General features: G+C 74.9%; 18 protein-coding genes and 1 pseudogene. 11 read left to right on the top strand and 8 right to left on the bottom strand.

Features of this window, described 5'->3' with window-relative positions; all coding sequences use genetic code 11:
- Window positions 1–45 precede the first annotated feature (45 nt).
- Window positions 46–456, bottom strand: coding sequence for a hypothetical protein (locus AMK27_RS00605; protein WP_073902055.1), 411 nt, complete (start codon window positions 454–456; stop codon window positions 46–48).
- A 163-nt stretch (window positions 457–619) separates the two neighbouring features.
- Here AMK27_RS00605 and AMK27_RS00600 point away from each other — a divergent pair, with 163 nt between their 5' ends.
- Window positions 620–1,777 (top strand): ROK family transcriptional regulator, encoded by a 1,158-nt coding sequence (locus tag AMK27_RS00600; protein WP_073902054.1) that lies wholly within the window; start codon window positions 620–622, stop codon window positions 1,775–1,777.
- A gap of 51 nt (window positions 1,778–1,828) precedes the next feature.
- Here AMK27_RS00600 and AMK27_RS00595 read toward each other — a convergent pair whose 3' ends face one another.
- Both AMK27_RS00595 and AMK27_RS00590 read right to left on the bottom strand, forming a co-directional pair.
- Window positions 1,829–2,569 (bottom strand): GntR family transcriptional regulator, encoded by a 741-nt coding sequence (locus AMK27_RS00595; RefSeq protein ID WP_073902053.1) that lies wholly within the window; start codon window positions 2,567–2,569, stop codon window positions 1,829–1,831.
- 315 nt (window positions 2,570–2,884) lie between these two features.
- Window positions 2,885–3,769, bottom strand: a complete 885-nt coding sequence (locus AMK27_RS00590; protein WP_073903766.1) for an RNA polymerase sigma-70 factor — start codon at window positions 3,767–3,769, stop codon at window positions 2,885–2,887.
- A 135-nt stretch (window positions 3,770–3,904) separates the two neighbouring features.
- Here AMK27_RS00590 and AMK27_RS00585 point away from each other — a divergent pair, with 135 nt between their 5' ends.
- Window positions 3,905–4,738, top strand: a complete 834-nt coding sequence (locus tag AMK27_RS00585) for an alpha/beta fold hydrolase (RefSeq protein ID WP_073902052.1) — start codon at window positions 3,905–3,907, stop codon at window positions 4,736–4,738.
- A gap of 501 nt (window positions 4,739–5,239) precedes the next feature.
- Here the strand turns inward: AMK27_RS00585 and AMK27_RS44435 are convergent.
- Together AMK27_RS44435 and AMK27_RS00575 are read right to left on the bottom strand one after the other, a co-directional pair.
- Window positions 5,240–5,644: pseudogene (locus AMK27_RS44435) on the bottom strand (EamA family transporter); the annotation flags it as partial.
- Between the two features lie 48 nt (window positions 5,645–5,692).
- A complete protein-coding gene (locus tag AMK27_RS00575) occupies window positions 5,693–6,703 on the bottom strand; it encodes a helix-turn-helix domain-containing protein (protein WP_241847348.1) in 1,011 nt (336 codons plus the stop codon).
- Between the two features lie 226 nt (window positions 6,704–6,929).
- Here AMK27_RS00575 and AMK27_RS00570 point away from each other — a divergent pair, with 226 nt between their 5' ends.
- The 6 genes from AMK27_RS00570 to AMK27_RS00540 all read left to right on the top strand — a co-directional run bounded on the left by AMK27_RS00570 (window position 6,930) and on the right by AMK27_RS00540 (window position 17,343).
- Complete coding sequence (locus tag AMK27_RS00570) at window positions 6,930–7,961, top strand: saccharopine dehydrogenase family protein (RefSeq protein ID WP_073902050.1); 1,032 nt, start codon at window positions 6,930–6,932, stop codon at window positions 7,959–7,961.
- Between the two features lie 115 nt (window positions 7,962–8,076).
- Window positions 8,077–9,735, top strand: a complete 1,659-nt coding sequence (locus AMK27_RS00560) for an aminotransferase-like domain-containing protein (protein ID WP_079188125.1) — start codon at window positions 8,077–8,079, stop codon at window positions 9,733–9,735.
- 121 nt (window positions 9,736–9,856) lie between these two features.
- Complete coding sequence (locus tag AMK27_RS00555; RefSeq protein ID WP_073902049.1) at window positions 9,857–11,446, top strand: alkaline phosphatase D family protein; 1,590 nt, start codon at window positions 9,857–9,859, stop codon at window positions 11,444–11,446.
- 104 nt (window positions 11,447–11,550) lie between these two features.
- The gene (locus tag AMK27_RS00550) at window positions 11,551–12,960 is read left to right on the top strand and encodes an SWIM zinc finger family protein (protein ID WP_073902048.1); all 1,410 of its coding nucleotides are present in this window, start codon (window positions 11,551–11,553) and stop codon (window positions 12,958–12,960) included.
- Between the two features lie 77 nt (window positions 12,961–13,037).
- Window positions 13,038–15,800, top strand: a complete 2,763-nt coding sequence (locus AMK27_RS44095) for a DUF7824 domain-containing protein (RefSeq protein ID WP_274535727.1) — start codon at window positions 13,038–13,040, stop codon at window positions 15,798–15,800.
- A gap of 88 nt (window positions 15,801–15,888) precedes the next feature.
- Window positions 15,889–17,343, top strand: a complete 1,455-nt coding sequence (locus tag AMK27_RS00540) for a GNAT family N-acetyltransferase (RefSeq protein WP_073902047.1) — start codon at window positions 15,889–15,891, stop codon at window positions 17,341–17,343.
- Here AMK27_RS00540 and AMK27_RS00535 read toward each other — a convergent pair.
- Window positions 17,240–18,481: a trans-sulfuration enzyme family protein gene (locus AMK27_RS00535; RefSeq protein ID WP_073902046.1), complete on the bottom strand. Its 1,242-nt coding sequence runs from the start codon at window positions 18,479–18,481 to the stop codon at window positions 17,240–17,242. The two genes, AMK27_RS00540 and AMK27_RS00535, sit on opposite strands and share 104 nt — an antisense overlap.
- 59 nt (window positions 18,482–18,540) lie before the next feature.
- On the opposite strand from AMK27_RS00535, the gene AMK27_RS00530 reads away from it, so the two are divergent.
- From AMK27_RS00530 to AMK27_RS00520, 3 genes are all read left to right on the top strand, one after another.
- A complete protein-coding gene (locus tag AMK27_RS00530; protein WP_073902045.1) occupies window positions 18,541–19,038 on the top strand; it encodes an Lrp/AsnC family transcriptional regulator in 498 nt (165 codons plus the stop codon).
- 49 nt (window positions 19,039–19,087) lie between these two features.
- Window positions 19,088–20,791 carry a DUF885 domain-containing protein gene (locus AMK27_RS00525; protein WP_198955778.1) on the top strand — a complete coding sequence of 568 codons (1,704 nt, stop codon included), beginning with the start codon at window positions 19,088–19,090 and terminating at the stop codon, window positions 20,789–20,791.
- A 67-nt stretch (window positions 20,792–20,858) separates the two neighbouring features.
- The gene (locus tag AMK27_RS00520) at window positions 20,859–21,308 is read left to right on the top strand and encodes an Lrp/AsnC family transcriptional regulator (protein ID WP_073903762.1); all 450 of its coding nucleotides are present in this window, start codon (window positions 20,859–20,861) and stop codon (window positions 21,306–21,308) included.
- Window positions 21,309–21,331: 23 nt separating this feature from the next.
- Here the strand turns inward: AMK27_RS00520 and AMK27_RS00515 are convergent, their stop codons facing one another.
- Window positions 21,332–24,370 carry an AAA family ATPase gene (locus tag AMK27_RS00515; RefSeq protein WP_073902043.1) on the bottom strand — a complete coding sequence of 1,013 codons (3,039 nt, stop codon included), beginning with the start codon at window positions 24,368–24,370 and terminating at the stop codon, window positions 21,332–21,334.
- On the bottom strand, window positions 24,367–25,545 hold the full coding sequence (locus tag AMK27_RS00510) for an exonuclease SbcCD subunit D (RefSeq protein ID WP_073902042.1): 1,179 nt from the start codon (window positions 25,543–25,545) through the stop codon (window positions 24,367–24,369). Before AMK27_RS00510 ends, AMK27_RS00515 begins: the two co-directional genes overlap by 4 nt.
- Window positions 25,546–25,683: the final 138 nt, after the last annotated feature.

Genomic DNA, 25,683 nt, shown 5'->3' with positions numbered 1-25,683 from the left:
AGACCGCCGGTGCTCCGGCCGGATGCCGGGTCGGCGGGTGGGCGGTCACGCCGGCGGGTCGACCGGGGTGAGGACGGCGAGCAGCTGGAACGGCAGCTCCTTGTCCCACTGGGAGACGCCGAGTCCGATCCACAGTCCGCCGGCCCGCCACAGGAGCAGGTGCGGGGTGTGGCAGCTGAGGGTGGACCAGGGCTCGGGTATCGGCCCGCCCTCCATGCTCCGCTCCAGGACGGGCCAGAGGTCGAGCTCCCGCGGCTCGCCCCAGCGGGCGGTGAGCAGGGCGGCCAGCCCGTCCCGCTCCGCTTCGTACTGGTCCTCGACGATCGGGCGGCGCGTGCCGTCGTCCTCCCAGAAGTCCTCGCTGGTCGCGAGCTCCGCCAGGTGGTGGTCCGGGCCGCCGTCGAATCCCCGGGCCCTGAGTAAGTCGATCGCCGCCAGGTGGTCTGCCGTGGTCATGGCTCCAGTAAAGCGCTCGCCACTGACAGTTGGCGCCGTGTCAGAAACCGCGGGGGCGGGTGGGCCGGCGGCGAATCCAAAGCGTCATGGGGGCGGCACTCGCCGCGACCGGGCCCATTGAGTACCATCCGCCGAAGAGGTGCACGAGCTGGGAGGACACACTGTGGGGCGGCTGACCGGCGGGGATCCGTCTCTGCTGCGGCGGATCAACTCCGCGGTGGTACTCCATGCGCTGCGCGGCGCCGAAGCGCCGACGCTCACGGATCTGACCCGGATCACGGGCCTCTCGCGGCCCACGGTCGAAGGGGTCGTCGAGGGACTCATGGAGGGCGGCCTCGTCGTCGAGGCGGCGCCCGAGGAGCGCGAGGCCCGGCGCCAGGGGCGTCCCGCACGGAGGTTCCGGTTCCGTGCCGAGGCCGGTCATCTGCTCGGCATCGAGATCGGCCCGCACCGGGTGGCCGCGCTGCTCTCCGGTCTGGACGGGCGGATCATCGGCGCCGGCTCGCGCGAGGTGTCCGAGACGGCCCCCGAGGACGAGCGCCTCGACCGGGTCCGTACGGTCGTGGCCGACGTGCTGCGCAGGGCCGGGGTCGCCCGGTCCAATCTGCGGGCGGTCGGCGTCGGCACCCCCGGCATCGTGGAGGCCGACGGCACGGTCCGCCTCGGTACGGCCCTGCCGGGCTGGACGGGCCTCGCGCTCGGCGACCGGCTGCGGCGCTCCTTCAAGTGCCCTGTCATCGTGGAGAACGACGCGAACGCGGCGGCCGTCGCCGAGCACTGGAAGGGTGCCGCGACCGACTCCGACGACATCGTCTTCGTCCTCGCCGGGCTGAGCCCGGGCGCCGGTTCGCTGATCGGCGGCCGGCTGCACCGCGGTTTCGGCGGGGCGGCCGGGGAGATCGGCGCGCTGCACCTGCTCGGCCGGGGCGTCACCCCCGAACACCTGCTGTCGACGACGGACGAGCCGCTGCACCCGCTGGACGAGCAGGCGGTCGCCGAGGTCTTCGCGCTGGCCCGCAAGGGCGACGCGCGCGCGGAGGCGGCGGTGGAGCGGTTCATCCAGCGGCTCGTGCACGACGTGGCGGCGCTGGTCCTGGCGATCGACCCCGAGCTGGTGGTCGTCGGCGGCTGGGCGGCCGGCCTGGACGGCGTGCTCCAGCCGCTCCGGGAGGAGCTGGCCCGGTTCTGCCTGCGACCGCCCCGGGTGGTGCTGTCGCTGCTCGGCGAGGCCGCGGTCGGGACGGGTGCGCTGCGGCTCGCCCTCGACCACGTCGAGGAGCAGCTCTTCGCGGTCGACGGCACGGTGACGGCCCGCCGCTAGACCTCGGAGGATCTTCGCGACGGGCCGTGCGGTGTTCTCGCGGGAGGGGCGCTACGAGGCCATGACCAGGTCGACCGAGTCGCCGAAGGTGAGGCGGCAGGTGTCGGCGCGGTAGGTGGCCACGGAGACGGCCGCGGTGCGTCCTGCGGAGAGGTAGCGGGTCGTCACGACGAGCACGGGCGCGCCCGGCAGGCGGTCGAGCTCCTTGGCGTCGTCGGCGCGGGCGGAGCCGAGCTCCACGGCGCGGTCCTGGCCGTCGAGGGCGAGGTGCTGGAGTTCGCGGAGCACCGCGCGGGCGCGGGCGGGTCCGGCGGGCGCGTCGATGGCGCTGAGGCCCGGGACGGAGCCGACGGGCACGTAGAGCAGCTCGGCGGCGACGGCCTGGCCCTGGCTGACGCGGATGCGGCGGACGATGTGCACCCGCTCGTCGGAACCGCTCTCCAGGACGCGCGCGACGGCGGCCGGGGCCACGTCGGCGGCGGAGTCGAGGGGCTGCCACGCCTCGTCACCGACGCCCGGCCAGGTGTGCTGGGTGGTGGAGACGTCGACGCCGACGCGCGGCGGAGCGACGGTGGTGCCGACGCCGCGACGGCGCTGCAGTCTGCCTTCGAGCTCCAGCTGCTCCAGGGCCTGCCGGAGCGTGGCACGGGCGACACCGAAGCGTGCCGCGAGATCGCGCTCGTTGGGGAGGATCTCCCCGACCGCGAAGTCCGAGTCGAGTGCTTCGCCGATGACTGTCTTGAGGTGCTGGTACTTCGGTTCCGGTACCGATGCCAGCTGCGTGGTCCCCACCCTGATCCTCCGCAATTCGCCGTGTCCCGCGGCGTTTTTCCGCGCCCTTGTTTATTAAAGGTTCCTGCACTAACTCTGCGACCATAAGGCGAGCCCACCCCTTGGTCAAGACCAATCCTCCGTCGAACGCCCCCGAATGTGACCCTCTGACCTAGATCGTTCACAGGACGTTCGCGCCCCCGTGTGCCCAGCGCAGCAAAACACCCCGTCTCCCAGGGGGGAGACGGGGTGAATTTCCGGCCGATCGGCGCGATCGGGCGGTTCTGTCGCGCGGGGTGCGCACCGGTCTGTCGCGCGGGGTTCGCCCCGGGCGCCTCAGAGACCGGCGAGCGCCTGGAGCTTGTCCGGGTTGCGGATGATGTAGACGCACTGAACGCGCCCGTCGAGCACCTCGATCTGGAAGACCGAGTCCGGCCTGCCGTCGACGAGGGCGAGCAGGGCGGGGCCGCCGTTGAGCTCCAGGAAGCGGAACTCGAAGATCTCGTCCGCGCCCTGGGCGGTGGCGTGCAGGAAGCGGCCGACCTTGTCGGCGCTCTCGATGATCCGCAGCGGTGCCTTGGACTTGCCGCCGCTGTCGCCCACGAGCCGCACGTCGGGGGCGAGCAGGGCGAGGAGACCGCCGAGGTCGCCGCCCGCCGCAGCGGTGAGGAAGCGCTCCGTGAGGTCCCTGCGCTCGGTCGGGTCGACGTCGTAGCGCGGCTTCCCCTCGTCGACATGGCGCCGGGCGCGCCCCGCGAGCTGCCGTACGGCCGCCTCGGAGCGGTCGAGGGCGGTGGCGATCTCGGCGTACGGGAAGCCGAAGGCCTCGCGGAGCACGAAGACGGCGCGCTCCAGCGGGGAGAGCGATTCGAGGACGACGAGCACGGCGAGCGAGACGGAGTCGGCGAGCAGGGCCCGCTCCGCGGTGTCGGGCGCGGTCGGTCCGAAGTCGGTGACGACGGGCTCGGGCAGCCACGGGCCGACGTAGGACTCGCGGCGCGCCTGGGCCTGCCGGAGCCGGTCGATGGCGAGCCGTGTCGTGATCCGCACGAGGAAGGCCCGGGGCTCGCGGACCTCGGTCCGGTCCTCCGCGGTCCAGCGCAGCCAGGCCTCCTGGACGACGTCCTCGGCGTCGGCGGCGCGGCCGAGCATCCGGTAGGCGACGCCGAGGAGCATGGAACGGTGCTCCTCGAAGTGCTCGGTCAGGGTGTCGGTCGGAATGTCGGTGGGCACCCGCACATCCCAGCCCACGGCGGTCGCGCTGTCCAGTTTCGGACGGGGGCTTGAACTCCAGGCTACTGATCGGTAATTCTCACTGACAGGACGTCTAAGAGCTTCAGGACACAGGGAGTCCGCATGCCCGAACGGATCGCGTTCACGATCGAGACGCCGGCGGGCCCCCGCACCGCGTCCCTCACGTACGAGCGCCGGGGCGCGGGGGAACCGCTGCTGCTCCTGCACGGCATCGGACACCACTGGCAGGCCTGGGAGCCCGTGCTGGACATCCTGGCCGCGGAACGCGACGTGATCGCCGTCGACCTGCCCGGCTTCGGCGACTCCGACGAGCTGCCCGAGGGCTGCCCGTACGACCTGTCCACCGTGGGGAGCGTGCTCGACGCCTTCTGCGCGGCCGTCGGCGTCGAGCGCCCCCACGTGGCGGGGAACTCGCTCGGCGGACTGCTCGCCCTGGAGCTGGGCCGGGAGAAGCTCGTCCGCTCGGTCACCGCCCTCTCCCCCGCCGGATTCTGGTCGGAGGGCGAGCGGCGGTACGCGTTCGTGACGCTGCGGGCGATGCGGGGCGCCGCGAGGTCGCTCCCCGTCCCGGTGATCGACCGGCTCTCCCGGACGTCCGCCGGGCGCACCGTGCTCACCAGCACGATCTACGCCCGCCCGGGGCGCCGTTCACCCGCGGCCGCCTACGCCGAAACGCTCGCGCTGCGCGGGGCCACCGGGTTCCGGCAGACCCTGGCCGCCGGCGGGAGCGTGCGCTTCCGCGACGACGTCGCCGACGTGCCCGTCACCGTGGCCTGGGGTGCCCGCGACCGGCTGCTCCTCCCCCGCCAGGGCGTCCGCGCCAAGCACACGATCCCCGGCGCGCGGCTCGTCCGGCTGCCCGGCTGCGGTCATGTGCCCATGAACGACGACCCGGCTCTCGTCGCCCGTGTGATCCTGGACGGCAGCGGCGCCTGAGACCGCCCGCGGGACCTGCCCGACGCTTCGGGTCCCCCGCGCGAAGAGGCCGGTGCCCACGGCGGCGCCGGCCCCCACCAGCAGACTGCCGACCGCCTGCGGGAGACCGAAGGCGGCACCCGCGACCAGGACCGCGCTCAGGGCGGCGGCGACCGGGATCGCACCGGTGAAGAGGGTGGCCCGCTCCATGCCGATCCGCTGGACACCCATGTAGAACAGGACGAACCCCACCACGGTGGCGAGCGCCGCCTGCCAGACCAGGGCGCCCGTTTCCACGGCCGTCGGCATCCGGACGAGGCCGGCGCCGTCCACGACGAGGCCCACCAGCGCCGCCTCGGCCGCGCCGATCCCGCACACGACCGCCGTGAGCAGCTTCGGCCCGAGCAGGCGAAGGACGGGGACGGCCAGCACGGTGAAGCCGACCTCGCCCGCGAGCGCCGCCACCGACCAGCCGATTCCGGCCAGGTCCGTACGCCCCCAGCCCTGGACGGTGAAGGCTCCGGCGGCGACGAGCAGTGCCCCGTACAGCACGGCGGGGGCGGGCTTGCGGCCCTCGGTCAGCGGGACGAGGACGGCGACCACCACCGGGGCGCAGCCGACGAGGACGCCGGGCACGGCCGGCTCGGCGGTCCGCTCGGCGGCGAGGACCGCCAGGTTGAAGCCGACCATGCCGACCCCCGCGAGGGCGGCGAGCCGGAACCAGTGACGGGTGGTCAGGGTCCGCAGCGGGGCGAACCCGCCGCGGCCGAGCAGGGGCAGCAGGAGCAGGCAGGCGGCGCCGTAGCGCAGGGCCTGGCCGCCCGCGTACGGATAGTCGCCGAGGAGGCTGTTCGCGGTGAAGGAGGCGCCGACGAGGGCGTAGGCGAGGGTCACGAGGAGGACCCCGCGGAGGGCGTTCGCGTTCATGCCTCCGACGCTAGGAAGGTACGCGGCCCCGATGAAGGTCCACTTCCGTCACGCCATCGGGGACCACTTCGGGGCGGTGCCGCCGTCCGGGGTGGCGTCCGAGGTGCCGTCCGGGGTGCCGGCGCCGTCCTCGCCGGGGCGGATGCGGGTGAGGGCGCGGGCGCGGAACGTGCGGCGGTAGGCGTCCGGGGGCACGCCGACGGTGCGGTTGAAGTGCCGGCGCAGGGTCGTGGCGGTGCCCATGCCGGTGGCGGTCGCGATGCCCTCGACGCTCTCGTCGGTGGACTCCAGCAACTCCTGGGCGTGGCGGATCCGCTGGGTCAGCAGCCACTGCAGCGGGGTCGTCCCGGTCACCGACCGGAAGTGGCGGCCCAGGTTGCGCGAGCTCATCCGCGCCCGGCGGGCCAGGTCGTCCACGGTCAGCGGCTGGTCGAGCCGCTCCATCACCCAGGGCAGCAGGTCGCCGAGCGGGTGGTCGTCGCGCGCGGGCACGGGAGTGGTGACGAACTGGGCCTGGCCGCCCGCGCGGTGCGGGGGTACCACCAGGCTGCGGGCGACCGTGTTGGCGACGGCCGAGCCGTGGTCGAGGCGCACCAGGTGCAGGCAGAGGTCCATCGCGGCGGCCTTGCCCGCGGACGTGAGGACACGGCCGTCGTCCACGTAGAGCACGTCGGGGTCGACCTCCACCCGGGGGTGGCGGGCGGCGAGTTCCTCGGTGTGGGCCCAGTGGGTGGTCGCGCGCCGTCCGTCGAGCAGGCCCGCGGCGGCCAGCACGAACGCCCCCGTGCAGAGCGAGGCCACCCGCGCGCCCGCCTCGTGGGCCGCGCGCACCGCGTCGACCAGTTCGGCGGGCGGGGCCTCGTCGGTCTCGGCGAGGGCGGGAACGATCACCGTGCCGGCCCGCGCCAGCAGGTCGAAGCCACCGTCGGGCTCCAGCCGGAAGCGGCCGATCCGGACGGTGGACGGACCGCAGAGGGAGACGTCGTACCAGGGGCCGGTGACGGCGGACGGGGGCGGGCCGAAGACCTCGTAGGCCACGGAGAGTTCGAACTGGCGCATGCCCTCGGTGACGGCGAGGGCGACGGTGCTCGGGTCCTTGGTCGGGGCCGCGGTCGGGGCGTTGCTCAGGCCCTTCGTCGGGTCCTTGGTCGGGGCCGCGCTCCGGTTCGTGTGCACGTCCGTAATTGTACGCATGATGTCGTTCCGGACACTCGTACGCGGCGGCCGCCGGGGCCAGGATTGCCCCAGGAAAGCGGTTCGGGTCGTACGAGAGCAGGGAGAAGTCATGGAAACGGGGCACACGGTCGCGGTGTTCGGCGCCTACGGACACACCGGGCGGTTCGTGGTGGCGGAGCTGCTCGCCCGCGGGTTCGTCCCCGTGGCCGTCGGCCGTGACGCCGAGAGGCTGCGGGCTCTCTCGGAGTCCCGGCCGGGGCTCGACGTACGTCTCGCGTCGGCCGACGACCCCGCGTCGCTCGACCGCGCACTCGAGGGCGCGGCGGCCGTGATCAACACCGCGGGGCCCTTCGCCGTGACCGGCGCCCCCGTCATCGAGGCGGCCCTGCGGGCCGGGATCCCCTCCGTGGACGTGGCCGCAGAGATCGAGGCCAACGTCGACACGTTCGAGCGGTTCGCGGACCGGGCCCGCGCGGCGGGCACCGTGATCGTCCCCGCGATGGCCTTCTACGGCGGCCTCGGCGATCTGCTCGCCACCGCCGCCATGGGCGACTGGGACGCGGCCGACGAGGCCCACATCGCGTACGGGCTGAGCAGCTGGCACCCCACCGCCGGCACCCTCGCCGCCGGCAAGGTCTCCCGTGAGCGGCGGAACGGCCGTCACGTCCGGTACACCGGGGGCCGGCTGGAGTACCACGACGACGAGTTCACGGTCCAGGAGTGGTCCTTCCCGGCCCCGCTGGGTCCCCGGCCGGTCATCGCCGAGTTCACGATGGCGGACGTGGTCACCGTCCCGAGCCATCTGAAGGTGCCCGAGGTGCGCACCTACATGGCGGTCGACGCGGCCCGGGACCTGTCGGCGCCCGACGCCCCGGCGCCGGCCCCGGTCGACGAGGCCGGCCGGTCCGACCAGACCTTCGTCGTGGACGTCGTCGTCCGCTCGGGCGGCGCGGAACGCCGGGCCGTGGCCGTCGGCCAGGACATCTACGCCGTCAGCGCGCCGCTCGCCGTCGAGGCCGTCGGGCGGATCCTCACCGGCCGGGCCAGGACGACCGGCGTCGCCTCGGCCGGCGAGGCCTTCGACGCCCCGGACTTCCTCCGCGCGCTCGCCCCGCACATCACCGTCGACCTGCGTAGGTGACGGGAGCGCCGCCGCGACGGATCGGTCCCGATCCGCCCGGGGCAGGGCACCGGAGGCATCATGGGCCTCGGCCGGGACCGCCGGCGCGCGGAACGGGGAGAGGGGCCGCACGGACATGAAGAGCCACGGACAGCCGGCCTGGGAGCTGCTCCTGCCGGCCGCCGCCGCCCCGGCGCGGCGGCGCGGCCGGGCCCTCCAGGAGGCCCTGCGCGAGGCGGTGCGCTCGGGCCGGCTCGCGGCCGGGACGCGGCTGCCGTCGACCCGCGCGCTCGCGGCCGACCTGGGCGTCTCGCGGGGCTTGGTCACGGAGGCCTACGAACAGCTCACCGCCGAGGGCTATCTGCGCAGCGACCGGGGCGCGGGCACGTGGGTGGGCGACGCGGCGAGAAGCCGATTCGGCGGCACGCGCGCGCGTGGGGCGGCCCCTTCGGGTGGGGGTGACCTGGGCCGGGGCGGGGGTGCACGGGCGGGCGGAGGCCCCGCGGCCCCTAGCCACCATCCGGGCCCGGCCACGCCCGCGCGTGGGGCCGTCCCCCTCGGTCCGGAGGCCGTCGGGCACGCGCGCGGGGCCGGCGGCCTCGACCCTGCCCCCGGCTCGCTCGCGCCGGGCGCGGATACGCCCCCGCGGGGTACCGGGGCGCCCCCTTGCGGTACCGGTGCGCCCGCGCGGGGTACGTCGGCCGTCCTCGTGGACTTCCGCCCCGGGACACCCGATCTGTCGCTGTTCCCGAGAGCGGCCTGGTCGGCGGCCCAGCGGGCCGTGCTCGCGCGACTCCCCCACCCCGCCCTCGGGTATCCGGACCCGCGCGGGCTGCCCGAACTGCGGGAGGCGCTGGCCGACATGCTGACCCGGCGCCGGGGCGTGGTGGCCGACCCGGAGCGGCTCGTGGTCTGTTCGGGAGTGGCGCAGGCGTCGAGCCTGCTCGGCTTCGTGCTGCGGGCGCGGGGGCTCGACGCGGTCGGCGTCGAGGATCCGGGCAGCCCCGAGCACGGGCGGCTGTTCGCCTCCACGGGTCTGGACACGCTGTGGCTGCCGCTCGACGAGGAGGGGCTGCTTCCGGAGCCGCTCACCGCCTCCGGGGTGCGGGCGGTGGTGGTGACGCCCTCGCACCAGTTCCCGTCCGGGATCAGCTGGTCGGCGGAGCGGCGGGCCGCGCTCCTCGACTGGGCGCGGGCGGTGGACGGCTACGTCCTGGAGGACGACTACGACGGCGACTTCCGGTACGACCGGGCGCCCGTCGGCGCGCTCCAGGGGCTCGACCCGGAGCGGGTCGTCTACGCCGGCTCGGTGAGCAAGTCGCTCGCGCCCGGTCTGCGGCTCGGCTGGATGCTCGTCCCCGAGGCACTGCTCGCCGAGGTCGTCGAGCGCAAGCGGACGATGGACCTCGGCAACCCCGTGCTCGACCAGGCGGTGCTCGCCGAGTTCGTGGCGCGGGGCGCGTACGACCGGCAGTTGCGCCGCTGCCAGCGCGCCTACCGGGAGCGGCGGGACGCCCTCCTGTCGGCGCTGGCGGAGCACCTGCCGGGAACCGGGGTGAGCGGCATCGCCGCCGGACTGCACGTCATCGCGCGCGTGCCGGCGCGTTACGGGCCGCCGGAGCTGTTCCTGGCGCGGTCGGCGGAGGCGGGCGTGGCCCTGCGGCCCCTGGAGGAGTACGGCACGTCGCGGCCCGGTGACGGGGACGTACGGCTCGTGCTCGGGTACGCGCACCTGGCGCCGTCCGTCGTGGCGTCCGGGATCCGCAGGGTGGCGGAGGCGGTCGGCCGGGGGTGAGGTGATCCGCGCTCCGGCCCTCGCGCGAGTGTTCACGCGGGGTTCGCGCGGGCGCCGCTCCCGGCCAGTAGGCATGGGGCGACGCACCGCCCTCGCCCGGACGCCCCTCGGAGGCTCATCCATGTACCGGTCCGCACCCGGCAGTTCCCCTTCTCCCGCCCGGCGCAGCGTGCTGCGCGGTTCGCTGGCCGCGTCGGCGGCGCTCACCGTCGGGGGTGCGGGTCTCGCCGCCCCGGCGTTCGCGCTGTCGGGCCGGCCGCGTGCCGAGTGGGGTGTGCAGACGGGCGACGTCACGACGTCCTCGGGTCTCGTGTGGGTGCGCTCGGACCGGCCGGCCCGCATGCTGGTGGAGACCTCGGCCAGCGAGTCGTTCCGGCGGGTGCGCCGCCACCACGGGCCGCTGATCGGCGCGGGCACGGACTTCACCGGCACCACCGCGTTGCGCGGGCTGCCCGCCGGCGAGCAGATCCACTACCGGGTCACGCTCGCCGACCCGGACGATCCGCGCCGGACGGGCGAGCGGATCGCCGGCACCTTCCGTACCGCCCCCGACCGGCGTCGGGACGGGGTCCGCTTCCTGTGGTCGGGAGACATCGCCGGGCAGGGCTGGGGCATCAACCCGGACATCGGCGGCTTCCGCGCGTACGAGGAGATGCGCCGCCTCGACCCGGACTTCTTCCTGTGCAGCGGCGACTCGATCTACGCCGACGGGCCGCTCCAGCCGAGCGTGACGCTGCCCGACGGACGGATCTGGCGGAACGTCACGACGCCCGAGAAGGCGAAGGTCGCGGAGACCCTCGACGAGTACCGGGGGAACTTCCGCTACAACCTCCTCGACCACCACGTCCGGGCCTTCAACGCGCAGGTGCCCACGGTGACGCAGTGGGACGACCACGAGGTGCGCAACAACTGGTACCCGGGCCAGATCCTGGACGACGCGCGCTACACGGAGAAGAGCGTGGACGTCCTCGCCTCGCGCGCCCTGCGCGCCTTCGGCGAGTACACGCCGGTGTCCACCCTCCACGCGCGCGGTGGCGGCCGCGAGGGACGCATGCACCGGGTGGTGCGGTACGGACCGCTGCTCGACGTGTTCGTGCTCGACATGCGCTCGTTCCGGAACGCCAACTCCCCCGGGCGGCAGCCCGACGACACCACCGGCATCCTCGGTGCCGAGCAGCTCGCCTGGCTCAAGCGTGAGCTGGCCGCCTCCACCGCGGTGTGGAAGGTGCTCGCGGCGGACATGCCGCTCGGCCTGGTCGTCCCGGACGGCACGAACATCGAGGCGATCGCGCAGGGCGACCCGGGCGCCCCGCTCGGCCGTGAGCTGCAGATCGCGGAGCTGCTGCGATTCGTCAAGCACCGGCGGATCACCGGCACGCTGTGGCTGACGGCGGACGTGCACCACACCTCGGCGCAGCACTACGCGCCGGAGCGGGCGGCCTTCCAGGACTTCGCGCCGTTCTGGGAGTTCGTGTCGGGCCCGCTGGCCGCGGGCGGATTCCCGGCGAGCGCGCTGGACGCGACGTTCGGCCCGGAGCGGGTGTTCGTGCGGGCGCCCGAGCGGGCCAACCTGTCGCCGATGGAGAGCCCGCAGTACTTCGGGGAGGTCGACATCGACGGCCACAGCGGGGAACTGACGGTCCGTCTGCGGGCGGAGGGCGGGACGGTGCTGTTCAGCAAGGTGCTGCGGCCAGGTCGCGTCGGGCAGTAATGCCTGGTCGGAAGGGGTGCGGGGGCGGGTGTCCGACGGTCGTGACGGCCGGACGGGCACCCGTTCCCCGGTGATTGTCAGTGCCGGGTCCTAACGTCGTTTCCATGACGCGATCCGTACAGGCACTCGCCTACGTCCGCCCTTCCGCGCTGCAGTCCACGGGCTCCGGCCGGCTCCTCGGCCTGGAGACCGCGGGGGGTCTCACACCCCGCGGGGCCGAGGCCCATCCCCGTTTCTTCGCCGGCTTCCTGGCCTCGCCGCAGGTCGCGGCCCGCGGTCTGCTGGCGGTCGCCGACGTGGCCGCGGCCCGCTACTTCCAGCGGATACGGCCGGGGTCGCTCGACCCGGTGGTGACGGGGAACGGGGACCGGCTGCGGTTCGAGTCGTTCTCCGGCTGCGGCGGGGTGTACGCGCGCCTGGACGTGCTCGACGAGGGGCTCGGCGGTGCGGAGACGGGGCACGGGACGACCAACGTCGACGTCAACAACCCGCTGCGCGAGGCGCTGTCGCGGATGACGGGGGACGACCCGCTGCACCTCCGGGTGGGTCCGGAGGAGATGGCGGTGACGACGCTCGCGGGGGCCGTCGTGGAGAAGAAGGTTCCGCTGCCGGACCGCTGGCTGCGGGGCTTCGCCGAGGCGCAGGTCGCCTCGGCACGGTTCGACCTGCGGGCCGAGCTGAGCGGGGCGGAGGCCGTCCGCTTCCTCCGCTCCCTGCCGCGCAACCAGGCCCGTGGACGCGGGCCGATGTGGATCACGCAGTCCGGCCGGACGCTGCGGCCGACGACTCGGCCCGGCCCGGGCGCGGTGTGCCTGCCGGGACCCGACCGGCTCGTCGCCCTGGAACGGGTGCTGCGGCACGCGACGGGTCTCCGGGTGTACGGGCCGGTGCCGGACGGCACCCTGGCCACGGCGAGCGCCTGGGAGGTGGTCCTGCCGGGCATGCGGCTCACGCTGACGCTGTCGCCCGATGCCGCGCGGGGCTTCTCCGGCGAGGGCGGGGTCCTCGAGGCCCTCGCGACGGAGGAGGCCGCGCAGGACGCCGAGCTGGTCGCGGTGCTGCTGGCCTGGGAGCCGCGGATCGACCCGGCCGACCTGGCGGCGCAGGCCGGGCTCACGGTCGACCGGGTGCGGGCGGCCCTGACCCGGCTCGGGACGGCCGGGCGCGTGGGGTACGACGTGGCGGACGCGGCGTACTTCCACCGGGAGCTGCCGTACGACGCGGACCGCGCCGAGCGGCACAACCCGCGCCTGGTGAGCGCCCGGCGGCTGGTCGCGGAGGGCGCGGTGACCGTCGAGGGCGAGCTGGCGACGGTGGCCTCGGGCGAACGGCGCTACCGGGTGCGGGAGTCGGACGGGGTGCTGAGCTGCACCTGCCAGTGGTGGGCCGACTACCGGGGCCGGCGCGGCCCGTGCAAGCACGCGCTCGCGGTCCGGATGGTGCGGCGCGGCGCGAGGCCCGAGCCCGTCGCCGCCGGGGCCGACGACACGGCGGTCGCCGGAGCTGCGCGATGACGGGGAGCGCCGGGCCGACGGTGGGCGGCGCGGGGACAGAGGTGGGGAACAGCCTGGTGAACAGGGTGGTGGGCAGCATGATGACGAAGGTGAGGAGCGCTGTGGTGCGCGGGGCGGGGAACGACACGGTGACGGCGGGCGACGCCGCGGCGCGCACGGGCGCCGGCAAGGGCGGCGCGGACGGTGCGGGCGGTACGGAGGGGGGCACCCCGGTCGAGCAGTTGCTGGCGGTGGTGCGCAAAGGGCGCGCCCACAAGGTGCCGGCGCTCCTGGAGCCGCTGGACGCCGCCGCCCGGAAGACCGCCCTCGGGCAGTTGAAGTCCCTGCGGTCCGAGGTGCGCGGCTGGGACTGGAAGCGGTGGAACGAGGCGACGGCCGTGCGGCGCGCGCTGTACGTGGCGGGCGCGGGCTGTCAGACGGGCGCGGCGGCGACGGCGACCTGGCTCGGCGGGCGCGACCTGCTGAGCTGGCGCTCCGAGGACGGCACCCTGGTCCTCCAGGTGCTCGCCGGCCGTGATCAGGCGTGGACGGCGGACGTGGCGCAGCGGCTCGCGGCGCGGCCGGCCGTGGCGGAGAGCAGTTACGGCCTGATCCGCGGACTCGTGGAGCGCTCCGGGTGCGCGGTGCCCGCGACCGACGGCTATGTCCTCGCGTGGACGCGGGAGATCACCGACGCGCGCCTGCTGGAGCGGCTCAGGAAGGACACGCACACGCGGGTGCTCGTGCCGCACGCGCTCGGCATGGCCGAGACGCCCGACCGGCTGACCTGGTCGGTCGGACCCGAGGCGCCGACGCACTGGCCGACCGCGCTCGCGACGCTCGTCGCCGAGGGCGTGCTCGACCGGGCCCAGGTCGTGGACCTGTGCGTCTCCCGGCTGCTGCGCGGCGGCCGGGCCCGGGACCTGCGGTTCCCGCTGGAGGTGCTGCGGCTCGTCGAGCCGAGCGCGGACGAGCGCCGGGAGCGGATCCCGGACTGGATCGGGATGACGGCCGACGCGCCGTCCCCGGTGGCGGGGTACGCGCAGGAGGTCCTCGCGGGCCTCGCCGCGGACGGCGCGCTGTCGGCCGGTGTGCTGGCCGAGATGACGGGCGGGGTGCTGTTCCGCACCGAGAAGAAGCTGGTGCGGGCGCAGTTGACGCTGGTCGGCAAGGTGCTGGCGCGGGAGCCCGGCGCGGTGGCGGAGCTGCTGCCGGCCGTGGCGGAGGCCTTCGGCCATGAGGACACCGCGATCCAGGAGCGGGCCCTGAAGCTGGTGGGCCGTCATGCGGCGGCGGTGGACGCCTCCGTACGCCGTGAGCTGGCCGAGCAGGCCGGTCAGCTGAGTCCGGTGCACCGTCCGGCGGCCGCGGCGCTGTTCGGGAGCGATCTGGAGGTGGCGGCCGGGGTCCCGTACGAGGAGATCCTGCCGCCGGTGCCGGAGCGGGAGCGGGTGGCTCCGCCGGCGACGTCGGTCGAGGCGCTGGTGGAGGAGCTGCTGACGAGGGGCCGGTACCAGGACTCGGCGGCGTTCGAGCGGACGCTCGACGGCCTGGTGCGGCTCGCGCGGCGGGACCGGGCGGGGCTCGAGGCGGCGGTGCGCGAGGCGTTCCCCGCGGAGCACTGGGAGCACCAGCACTACTTCAGCCACCACACCCAGGGGCTGGAGGTGGTTCTCGCGGGGCTGCTGGGTCTTCTGCCGGGGTGGCGCGTCGACGCCGGGCGGGCGAAGGGCAACAACCGGAAGGCCTGCCACCATGAGGCGCTGTCGGGGATCATGGACGCGCGGCTGTGGGAGATGGCCGGCCTGATCGGCACGGACGCGCTGCCGTTCCTGCTCGCCGCGCCGACCCTGCACACCGGTGAGATCGAGCCGATGGTGCTGGTGGAGCGGCTGAGCGGGTACCGGGAGGCGGGTGTCGAGCCGGCCCCGGCCGACTTCGCCCAGGCGCTGCTCCGGGTCGGGCGCCGGGATCCGTCGGGCGCGCGGGCGGCCGAGGAGGCCGTGGCGCTCGGCACCCGGGCGGGAGACCGGCTCGCCGCGTGGCTGCGGGCGGGGGATCCGCTGGGGACGAGGGTGCGGTTCCTGCCCAGGGGGAAGGACCGGGCCTCGCAGAAGTGGTGGCTGACGGACCGGACCGTCGTCGAGATCGACGACCGTCCCGTGGTGCGCAAGGAGTTCCCGGCGCCCTTCCGCTGGCTGGGCGGTGAGCTGGCGGCGACTCCCCGTCGCTGCTACCACTGGCTGGACACGCGGGCGCACTGGGCCGCGGCGCTGCCGGTGGACCGCGAGTTCGTGGCGGCGTGTGTGCTGTCCTCCCTCGCCTCGGGGGCCGACGCGGACCAGCGCGGGGTGACCGAACCGCTCACCGCGCTCGCCGAGGCGGGCGGCCCGGCGGGCCGGGCGGTCCATCTCGCCGTGGCGTGCGGTCTGGGCTCTCAGGACGCGGACGACCGGCTGCGCGCCGTGGACGCGCTGCTGGTCCTGGCGTCGGGGGGCGACCTGGACGCCCGGCGACTCGGCACGGAGCTGGCGTGGCTGGTCCTGGAGGGTTCGGTGAAGCCGAACCGGCTGGCGGACGCGCTCCGGACGACGGCCGCCACGGGCGCGTACGGCACGGTCTGGGCGGTCCTTGAGCCGATCCTGCCGGAGCTGCTCGGCGCGGAGAAGCCGGTGCACGGTCTGGGCGAGGTGCTCGCGGTCGCGGCGGACTGTGTGGAGCGGTGCGGGGCCCGGGGCGAGGTGGCGGGGCTGGACGCGATGGCCTCGACGCGGAGTGCCGCGCAGTTCGTCGTCCAGGCGAAGCGGCTGTCGGGCGCACTCGGCCGGGGGGCCGATCAGCCTCTGACAGAAACGGTCTGAATCGTTCTTTAAGCCGCCAGATGGGCGCTTAACCCGTCAGTCACAAAGCGTTCGTGATCACGCAACACCACTGGGTCACAGTGAGGTCATGACCGATGTGACGTCTTCGAAGAGCGCCCGCCGTCCGCACCACTGGCGGCACGACCTGATCGAGCTCGCCGCGCTGTTCACCGCGGTGGTGGTGGCCGACACGATCGCCAAGACCATCGCCAAGGGGCCCGACGGGCCCTACCTGCTGGTGTTCTCGGCGATCGCGCTGGTCGCCACCGCCGCCTTCCACACCTGGTGGGCACGGAGGCGCAGTCATGCGAGCCATGCCCCGCCCGCCGGGCACACCGGCGGGCACTTCTCCGTGACCGAACCGGCGAGCGCCGGGGAGGGCCGGGAGGAGACGGGGCCCGTGGTGCCCGTCGAGACCGCGCTGTGGCGGATGCGGACCACCGTCGCGGACACGCCGGGCAGCCTCGCCGCGCTGTGCACGGTCCTCGCCCGCCTGGGCGTGGACATCCTCACCCTCCAGACGCATCCGCTCGCCGACGGCACGGTCGACGAGTTCCTGCTGCGGGCCCCCGCCGACCTCTCCGCGCACACCCTCGCCCGGGAGACGGCGGCGGCCGGTGGCCGTGACACCTGGACCGAGCGGGCCGATGCCCACGACCTGGTCGACACCCCGACCCGGGTCCTCGGCCTGGCCACCCGTACGGCGCTCGACGCGGCCGAGCTGCCGCTCGCGCTGCGCCAGCTCCTGGGCCGCTGCACCCTCCACTCGGTGCCCGCCGTCTCCCTCACCGGCCGCCCCACCGGGGAACAGGCCCCGGTCGAGGGCGTCCTGGAGGAGACCGTGATGCGGCTGCGCGACCCCAACGGGGGCACGCTCATCGTGGAGCGGCCCTACCTCCCCTTCACCCCGACCGAGTTCGCCCGGGCCCGCGCCCTCGTGGAGCTCGACGCCCGGCTCGGCCCCCGCGTCCCCCGCAGCCAGGACGTGCTGACCCTGCCCGAGGGCAACGAGATCACCGTCCGCCGCGCCGACCAGCGCGACCTGCCCGCCGCGCGCGCCATGCACGACCGCTGCTCGGCGCGGACCCTCGGCCTGCGCTACCACGGCCCCGTCGGCGACGCCGACCGCTACCTCGACCACCTGCTCAGCCCCCGCTTCGGACGCACCCTCGCCGTCCAGACGGCCTCCGGCCGGCTCGTCGCCCTCGGGCATCTGCTCTGGGACGGCGACGAGACCGAGGTGGCGCTGATGGTGGAGGACGACTGGCAGCGGCGCGGCATCGGCTCCGAGCTCCTCGGCAGGCTGGTGGCGATGGCCGAGGAGGCCGGGTGCGCGAGCGTGTACGCGGTGACGCAGTCGTCCAACACGGGGATGGTGGCCGCGATGCGGGCGCTGAACCTCCCCCTCGACTACCAGATCGAGGAGGGCACCCTGGTGATCACAGCCCGGCTGGCCTCGGCACCGCGACCGGCCGCCCGGCCGGAGCCCCGTGAGACCCGGCAGGAGCAGCCGCACGAAGGGGTGCGGCGGGCGGAGCGCTGAGCGCCCAGGTCAGATCCCGCCAGAGGTCCTCGACGTCCTCGAGACCGACCGACATCCGCAGCAGGCGGTCGCTGACGCCCGACGAGCGCCGGTCGCCCTCGGCCACGATGCGGTGGCTGATGGAGGCCGGGTGCTGGATGAGGGTGTCGACGCTGCCGAGGCTGACGGCGGGGGTGATGAGCCGCACGCCGGCGATGACGTCGTGCGGGTCGCCGTACACCTCGAAGGCGATCATCGCGCCGCCGATCCGCGGGTAGTGGACCTGGGCGATCCGGGGGTCGGTGGCGAGGCGCCGTACCAGCTCGGCCGCCGTGCCCGACGCGGCCCGCACCCGTACCGGCAGGGTGGAGAGACCGCGCAGCAGCAGGTAGCCGGCGAGCGGGTGCAGCACGCCACCGGTGGCGAAGCGGACCTGGCGGAGCGTACGGGCGAACTCCTCGTCGCAGGCGACGACGCCGCCCATCACGTCACCGTGGCCGCCGAGGTACTTGGTCGCGCTGTGCAGCACGATGCGGGCGCCCTGCTCGACCGGGCGCTGGAGCACGGGCGTGGCGAAGGTGTTGTCGACCAGGAGCGGCACGGAGCCGCAGGAGTGGGCGAGGGCGCGGATGTCCGCCTCGGCGAGGGTCGGGTTGGCGGGCGACTCCACCATGACCAGGCCGGTGTCGGGCCGTATCGCGTCCGCCACGCCCGCCGGGTCGGTCCAGGTCACCTCGGTGCCGAGGAGTCCGGCGTCGAGGAGGTGGTCGCTGCAGCCGTAGAGCGGACGGACCGCGACGACATGGCGCAGGCCCTGGCTCGCCCGGGCGAGGAGGACGGCGGTGAGGGCCGCCATGCCGCTGGCGAACGCGACGGCGGCCTCGGCGCCCTCCAGGCGGGCGAGGGCCTCCTCGAAGCGGGCGACGGTGGGGTTGTCCAGCCGGGCGTAGACCGGCGGCCCGTCGAGCCGGGCACCGGTGGTGGCGAACTCGTCGATGCGGGCGGCCTCGGCCCGGGCGTCGTACGAGGGGTAGGTGGTGGACAGGTCGATCGGCGGGGCGTGCAGACCGAGCGAGGCGAGGTCTTCGCGGCCGGCGTGCACGGCTTCGGTGGCGAGGGCCCTCGGGGTGTCCGAGGAGCCGCAGTCCATGGCGTCCATGGCGGCACTGTGAACGAATACCGGGAAGTAGCGGGAAATCGCCGTGCTACGTTCGCCAGATGGCCGATTCTGTCGTACTGGACGCGGTCGATCTGCACATTCTTCGCCTCCTGCAGAACGACGCCCGGACCACCTACCGCGAACTCGCCGCCGAGGTCGGAGTGGCACCGTCCACCTGCCTGGACCGGGTGGCGCGTCTTCGCCGCACGGGCGTGATCCTCGGACACCAGCTGCGACTGGATCCAGCCAAACTCGGCCGAGGGCTTGAAGCGCTCCTTCTCGTCCAGGTCCGGCCGCACCGGCGGGAACTGATCGGTCCGTTCGTGGACCGGATCAGGGCCCTGCCGGAGTCCCGGGCGCTGTTCCATCTGACGGGACCCGACGACTACCTGGTGCACGTGGCGGTGGCGGACCCCGCCGACCTGCAACGACTCGTTCTCGACGAGTTCACGTCACGCCGCGAGGTGGCGCGCGTCGAGACGCGGCTGATCTTCCAGGAGTGGGAGTGCGGCCCGCTTCTGCCGCCCGTTCCGAGCCCCTCCATGTCAGCCGACTGACCCTCGGCGAGGGTGACGCAAGCCCGCCGGAGACGCCAGGATGACCCCCATGCCAGAGACTTCCAGCAGCGCGCTGCCCCGCCAGGTCGCCGACGAACACGTCGACGCACTCATCGCCCTCGACCCGATCACCGGTACGTACCTGGGAGTCAAGGAGAGTGCCGGACTGCTGCCCGACTTCTCGCCGGCCGGTCAGCGGGCCGTGGCCGACCTCGCCCGCCGCACGCTCGCCCGGCTCGACGCGGCGGAGCGCGTCCCGGGTGCGGACAGCGAGGCCGAGCGGCGGTGCGCCCGACTGCTGCGGGAGCGCCTCACGGCGGAACTCGCCATGTTCGAGGCCGAGGAGGGCCTCTGCACGGTCAGCAACATGCGCTCCCCCGCGCACAGCATCCGCATCGTGTTCACGGTGATGCCGACCGAGACCGAGGAGGACTGGGCCTCGGTCGCCGCCCGGCTGCGCGCGGTCCCCGCCGCGCTCGAGGGCTACCGTGCTGCGCTCGCGCTCGGCCTGGAGCGCAAGCTCCTCGGCGGGCCGCGCCCCACCGCCACCTTCGTCGAGCAGCTCACCGAGTGGGCGGGCGCGGAGAGCGGAAGGCCGGGCTGGTTCGAGGAGTTCGCCGCCGCGGCCCCCGACACCCTGCCCGAGGACCTGCGCGCCGGGCTCGCGAAGGCGGGCCGGGGCGCCACCGAGGCCGTCACGGCCCTGCGCGACTGGATGCGGGACGTGTACGCCCCGGCCGTCGCCGACGCCCCGAACACGGTGGGCCGGGAGCGCTACCAGCGCTGGACCCGCTACTTCAACGGCACCGACCTGGACCTCGACCAGGCGTACGCGTACGGCTGGACCGAGTACCACCGGCTGCTCGGCGAGATGCGGACCGAGGCCGAGCGGATCCTCCCGGGCGCCGGCCCCTGGGAGGCGCTCGCCCACCTCGACGAGCACGGCACCCATGTCGAGGGGGTCGACGAGGTCCGGGTCTGGCTCCAGCAGCTCATGGACGAGGCGATCGAGGCACTCGACGGCACCCACTTCGAACTCGCCGAGCGGGTGCGGCGGGTGGAGTCCCGCATCGCCCCGGCGGGCGGCGCCGCCGCGCCGTACTACACCGGTCCGTCCGAGGACTTCTCCCGGCCCGGCCGCACCTGGCTCCCGGTGGACGGCACGACGCGCTTCCCGGTGTACGACCTGGTGTCGACCTGGTACCACGAGGGCGTCCCCGGCCATCACCTCCAGCTCGCCCAGTGGGTGCACGTCGCCGACCGCCTCTCCCGCTACCAGGCGACCATCGGCAAGGTCAGCGCCAACTGCGAGGGCTGGGCGCTGTACGCGGAGCGCCTGATGGACGAACTCGGCTTCCTGCCCGACGCGGAGCGGCGCCTCGGCTACCTCGACGGGCAGATGATGCGCGCGTGCCGGGTGATCGTGGACATCGGCATGCACCTGGGTCTGGAGATCCCGGCGGAGTCGCCGTTCCACCCGGGCGAGCGGTGGACGCCGGACCTGGCCCAGGAGTTCTTCCAGCGGCACAGCAGCCGCCCGCCGTCCTTCGTGGAGAGCGAGCTGACCCGCTACCTGTCGATGCCGGGCCAGGCCATCGGCTACAAGCTGGGCGAGCGCGCCTGGCTGCTCGGCCGCGCCAACGCGCGGGCGGCGCACGGCGACGCGTTCGACGCGAAGGCCTGGCACATGGCGGCGCTCTCGCAGGGCCCGCTGGGTCTCGACGACCTGGTCGAGGAGCTCTCGCGGCTGTGAGGACCGAGCACTGAGATCCCCGGCCGATCGCTTGATCGGCCGGGGATTCCCCTGCTATCTCTCGTACATGACCTCCGAGTACACCCCCGACGCCACCGACTGGCGCATTCTCGAAGCCCTCCAGTCCGAGGGCCGCGCCAGCTTCGCCGAGCTCGCCCGCACGGTGTCGATGTCGCCGTCCGCGGTGACCGAGCGGGTGCGGCGCCTGGAGGAGGCCGGGGTGATCTCCGGGTACACGGCGATCGTCGACCAGGACCGGCTCGGGCTGCCGATCCTGGCGTTCGTACGGCTCCGCTACCCGCACCGCAACTACAAGCCGTTCCACGATCTGCTCGACACCACGCCGGAGGTGCTGGAGGCGCACCACGTCACCGGCGACGACTGCTTCGTGCTCAAGGTCGCCGCGCGGTCCATGCGGCACCTGGAGGAGACCACCGGGAAGATCTCCACGCTGGGCGCGGTGACCACCAGCGTGGTCTACTCCTCGCCGCTGCCGAGGCGTTCGCTCAGCCGCTGAGCGCGTCCCCTCCTGTGCGCAGCTCAGCCGCTGAGCGCGTCCCCTCCGGTGCGGAGCCGTACGGCCGAGCCGTCCCGCGCCTTGACGACCTCCATCTGGGCCGGGATCCGGCGGCGCAGGTCGCCGACGTGGCTGACGATGCCGACGCTGCGGTCCCGCTCGCGCAGCGAGTCGAGGACGTCGAGGACCTCGTCGAGGGTCTGCTCGTCGAGGCTGCCGAAGCCCTCGTCGATGAAGAGGGTGTCGAGCCGTACGCCGCCCGCCTCGTCGGTGACGACATCCGCGAGCCCGAGGGCGAGGGCGAGGGAGGCGAAGAAGGTCTCGCCGCCGGAGAGCGTGGCGGTGTCCCGCTCGTTGCCGGTCCAGGCGTCGACGACGTGCAGGCCGAGACCGGCGCGCTTGCCGCCGGAGCGCGCGTCGGAGTGGACCAGGGTGTAGCGGCCCGAGGACATCCGCTGGAGCCGGGCGGTCGCGGCGGCCGCGACCTGTTCGAGGCGGGCGGCCAGGACGTACGACTCCAGTCGCATCCGGCGCTCGTTCTCGGCCGAGGTGCCCGCGGTGAGGGCGGCGAGGCGGGCCACCCGGTCGTACTCCTCGCGGAGCGGCCCGAGGCGGCGGACCTCGGTGAGGGCCTGCCGGGAGAGGCCGGCCAGGCCGGTGGCGCGTTCCCGGGCGGCGGCCAGGGCCGAGTCGGCCTCGCGGAGGGCGCGTTCGGCGGTGGTGTGGGCGGCGCCGGCCGCCGCGGGGTCGGCCGGCGCAAGCGCGGCGGCGGCCGCGGTGCCGGGCTCGGCGAGCCGGTCCGCCACGGCGGCGGCCTCGGCCTGCCAGGCGTCGACGCGCTGCTGGTGATCGCGGCGCTCGCCCTCGCGCAGCAGCGCGGCGGCCGCCTCGGCCGGGGTGGTGAAGCCCGCGCGGTAGGCCGCGTCGGCGAGGCGGTCGTCGGCCTCCTTGAGGCGCCGTGCGGCGAGTTCGGCGGCCCGGACGGTGGCGGTGGCGTCCACCAGGAGGGCGATCCGACGCTCCAGGCGCGTGGCGTGTTCGGCCACGGTGGCGAACGCGCCTCGTCCTCGGGTGAGTTCCTCGTCGAGGGCGAGCTGTTCGCGGTCCAGGGCCTCGCGCCGCGAGGTCCGCGCGGCGACCCGGCGTTCGGCCGCCCGCTGCGCGGCGACCCGCTCCTCGTACTCGCGCTCGGCCCGCGCGAGGGTCTCCCGTGCGCGGTGGGTCTGTCCGGCGAGCGCGTGCGCCTCGGCGTGGAGGCCGGTCAACTCCTCGACCTCGCGGGCGAGTTCTTCGACGGTGGGCTCGGGCGACTCGGCCGGGGCGCCCGCCTGGACCTCCGCGCGGGCCGTCGACCAGGACTCGCGGGTGACGGCCAGCGCGCGTTCGGCAGCGGTACGGGTCTCCTCGGCGCCGGTGTAGGCGGCGTACGCGGCGTCCTCGGTGGCCCGGTCGACGTGGTCGGCGGTGCTGCGGGCGGGGGCCGGGTGGGCGGTGGAGCCGCAGACCTGGCAGGGGTCGCCGGGGGCGAGGGTGACCGCGAGTTCGGCGGCGATGCCCTCGAGACGGCGGGACTTGACGTCGAGCCAGGTCTCGTGGGCGGCGTTCCGGCGCTCCCGGGCGTCCGCGAGGCGTGCCTCGGCCGCCCGGGTGTCCTCGGCGAGGGTGTCCCGGCGGCGGGCCGCGTCACGGCGGCGGCGGGCGGGTTCGAGCCGGCCGGCGAGGTGCTCGGCCCGGGCGGCGGCGTCGCGGGCGGCCTCGACGTGCTCGCCGAGCGCGGTGCGGCGCGGCTCCCAGCCGGCGAGCCAGTCGGAGGTGTCCCGGAGGACGTCGTCGTCGGCGCGGGCCTCGCGCGCGAGCGCGGCGCGCTCGTCGGCGATCGTGGCGGCGCGGCGTTCGGCGCGGCGGGCGGCCTCCAGGCCTCCGAGTTCCTCGCGCAGCCGGTGTTCGCGGGCGGAGAGGTGCTCGGCCCCCGCGTCGGCGAGCTCGGAGGGCAGTCGGGCGCGGGAGCGTGCGCGGGCGGCGTGCGCGGTGCTGTGCTCGCGCTCGGCGTCCTGGCGCAGCCCGAGCGCGGGGGCCACCCCGTCCGCCTTCAGGCTGCGGTCGAGGGCGGCCTGGAGGCGGTCCCGCTCGGGGGCGTGCGCGGTGAGCCGCTCCCGGCGGAGCAGCGCGTCGGCGTGCCGGGCCTGGCGGGCGGCCAGGTCGTTCTCGGCGTCGAGCGCGGCGCGGGCCGCGTCCCGCCGCGCCTCTGCCGCGTCGAGCCGTACGCGGGCGATGTCGAGTGCCTCGCTCGCCTCCGTACGGGCGACGGCGGCCCAGGTGAGGACGGCGTCGGCGACTCCGGGATCGCCGGGGCGTCCTTCGACGGCGGTGCGGGCGGCGGCGAGTCCCCCGGCTGCCTGGCCCATCCGGTGGGCGAGGCCGAGGAGCCGCTCGTCGCCCTCCTCCACCTGCTGCTGGGCGGCGCGCCGCAGTTCGGCGAGGCGCTCCTCCACGGCGGCGAAGCGGCGGGTGTCGAAGAGCCGGCCGAGGAGCTTGCCGCGGGCCTCGGCGTCGGCGCGCAGGAAGCGGGCGAAGTCGCCCTGCGGGAGGAGTACGACCTGGCAGAACTGCTCGCGGCTCATGCCGACGAGCTGGGTGATCTCCTCCCCTATCTCCTGGTGGGAGCGGCTGAGGCCGTTCCACGCGCGCGTGGCGGGGTCGTACTCGCGCAGCCAGGTCTGGGCCTTCTCCGTGGTGAAGCCGCCGCCCCGCTTCTTGGGGCGCTGCTGGGCCGGGCGCCGGGTGACCTCCAGGCGCCGGTCCCCCACGGTCAGTTCGAGGACCACCTCGGTGGAGGTGCCGACGGGGGCGTGGTCGCTGCGCAGCGTCGCGCCGGGGGTCTGCCGGACGCCGGGCACGCTCCCGTAGAGGGCGAAGCAGACCGCGTCGAGGACGGAGGTCTTGCCGGCCCCGGTCGGCCCGTGGAGGAGGAAGAGCCCGGCTGCGGAGAGGGCGTCGAAGTCGACGGTCTGCGTGCCGCCGAAGGGGCCGAAGGCGGTGATCTCCAGACGGTGCAGCCTCATCGGCCCGCCTCGCGCTCGGCCGTGTCGACCCGTACGTCCTCGAAGGCGCCGTGGAGGACCGTCCGCTCGGCGCCGTCGAGGGCCGAGCCGCCGCGCACATGGGCCACGAAGTCCTCCGCGATCTGCTGGTCGGTGCGGTCCCTGAGCCGCTGGGCGTAGGAGGCGCCGGGGTCGTCGTCCGTCCGCTCGGGGTCGAAGACCAGGTTCAGGGTGTGCGGGAAGCGGGCGGCGAGCCGGGCCATCGGCTCGGCGGGGCGCACCGGGTCGGTGAGCACGGCCTCGACCCAGGACTGCTCGTGGCGGGCGTGCGCGGGGTCGGCGAGGAGGTCGTCGAGCCGTCCCCTGAGCCGGGCGAGGGGGCGCGGGACGGGGCAGTCGAGCCGCTCGGCCCCGGTGATCGCCCCGTCGGGAGTGCTCGGGCCCAGCTCGACCAGCCACATGGTCTTGCGGTGGTCGGCCTCGGAGAAGGAGTACGCGAGGGGGGAGCCGGAGTAGCGGACGCGCGGGGTGACGGTCTGGCTGCCGTGCAGGTGGCCGAGGGCGACGTAGTCGACGCCGTCGAAGACGCCGGCGGGCACGGCCGCGACCCCGCCGACGGTGATGTCCCGCTCGCTGTCGCTGGGCGCGCCGCCCGCGACGAAGGCGTGGGCGAGGACGACGGAACGGGTGCCGGCGGGGCGGTCGGCGAGGTCGGCGCGGACCCGGTCCATGGCGGCGGCGAGCACGGCCTCGTGTCCGGCCTTCTCGGCGCCGAGCCGTTCCCGTACGAGGGCCGGTTCGAGGTAGGGCAGGCCGTAGAGGGCGATGTCGCCGTGGGCGTCGGTGAGGACGACGGGGGTGCCGATGCCGGCCGGGTCGGTACGGAGATGGATACCGGCGCGCTCCATGAGCCCGGCGCCGACGCCGAGGCGGCGGGCCGAGTCGTGGTTGCCGGAGATCATCACCGTGGGCACGCCGGCCTCGGCGAGGCGGTGCAGGGCGGTGTCGAACAGCTCGACGGCGGGCAGCGGGGGCACGGCACGGTCGTAGACGTCGCCCGCGACGAGGACGGCGTCGACCTCGTGCGCGTGGACGGTGGCCACGAGGTGGTCGAGGAAGGCGGCCTGGGCGTCGAGGAGGCCGACGCGGTGGAAGGACCGGCCGAGGTGCCAGTCCGAGGTGTGCAGGAGCCTCACGATGCCGTCCCACCCCGCATGTGCGCCGCTCCTCGCCGCTGGTTCCCGTCCGTGTGCGCCCACCACGCTATCCCGCCGGGGGGTGTGGTCGGGGCCGTACGGGCTCCGGCGACGGCTCAGGTGTCGGAGGGCGCCGGT

It is taken from the genome of Streptomyces sp. CB02009, from assembly GCF_001905825.1.
GTDB lineage: Bacteria > Actinomycetota > Actinomycetes > Streptomycetales > Streptomycetaceae > Streptomyces.
Note: the sequence above shows the minus strand (reverse complement) of the source record. Positions and strands in the feature narration are given on the sequence as shown.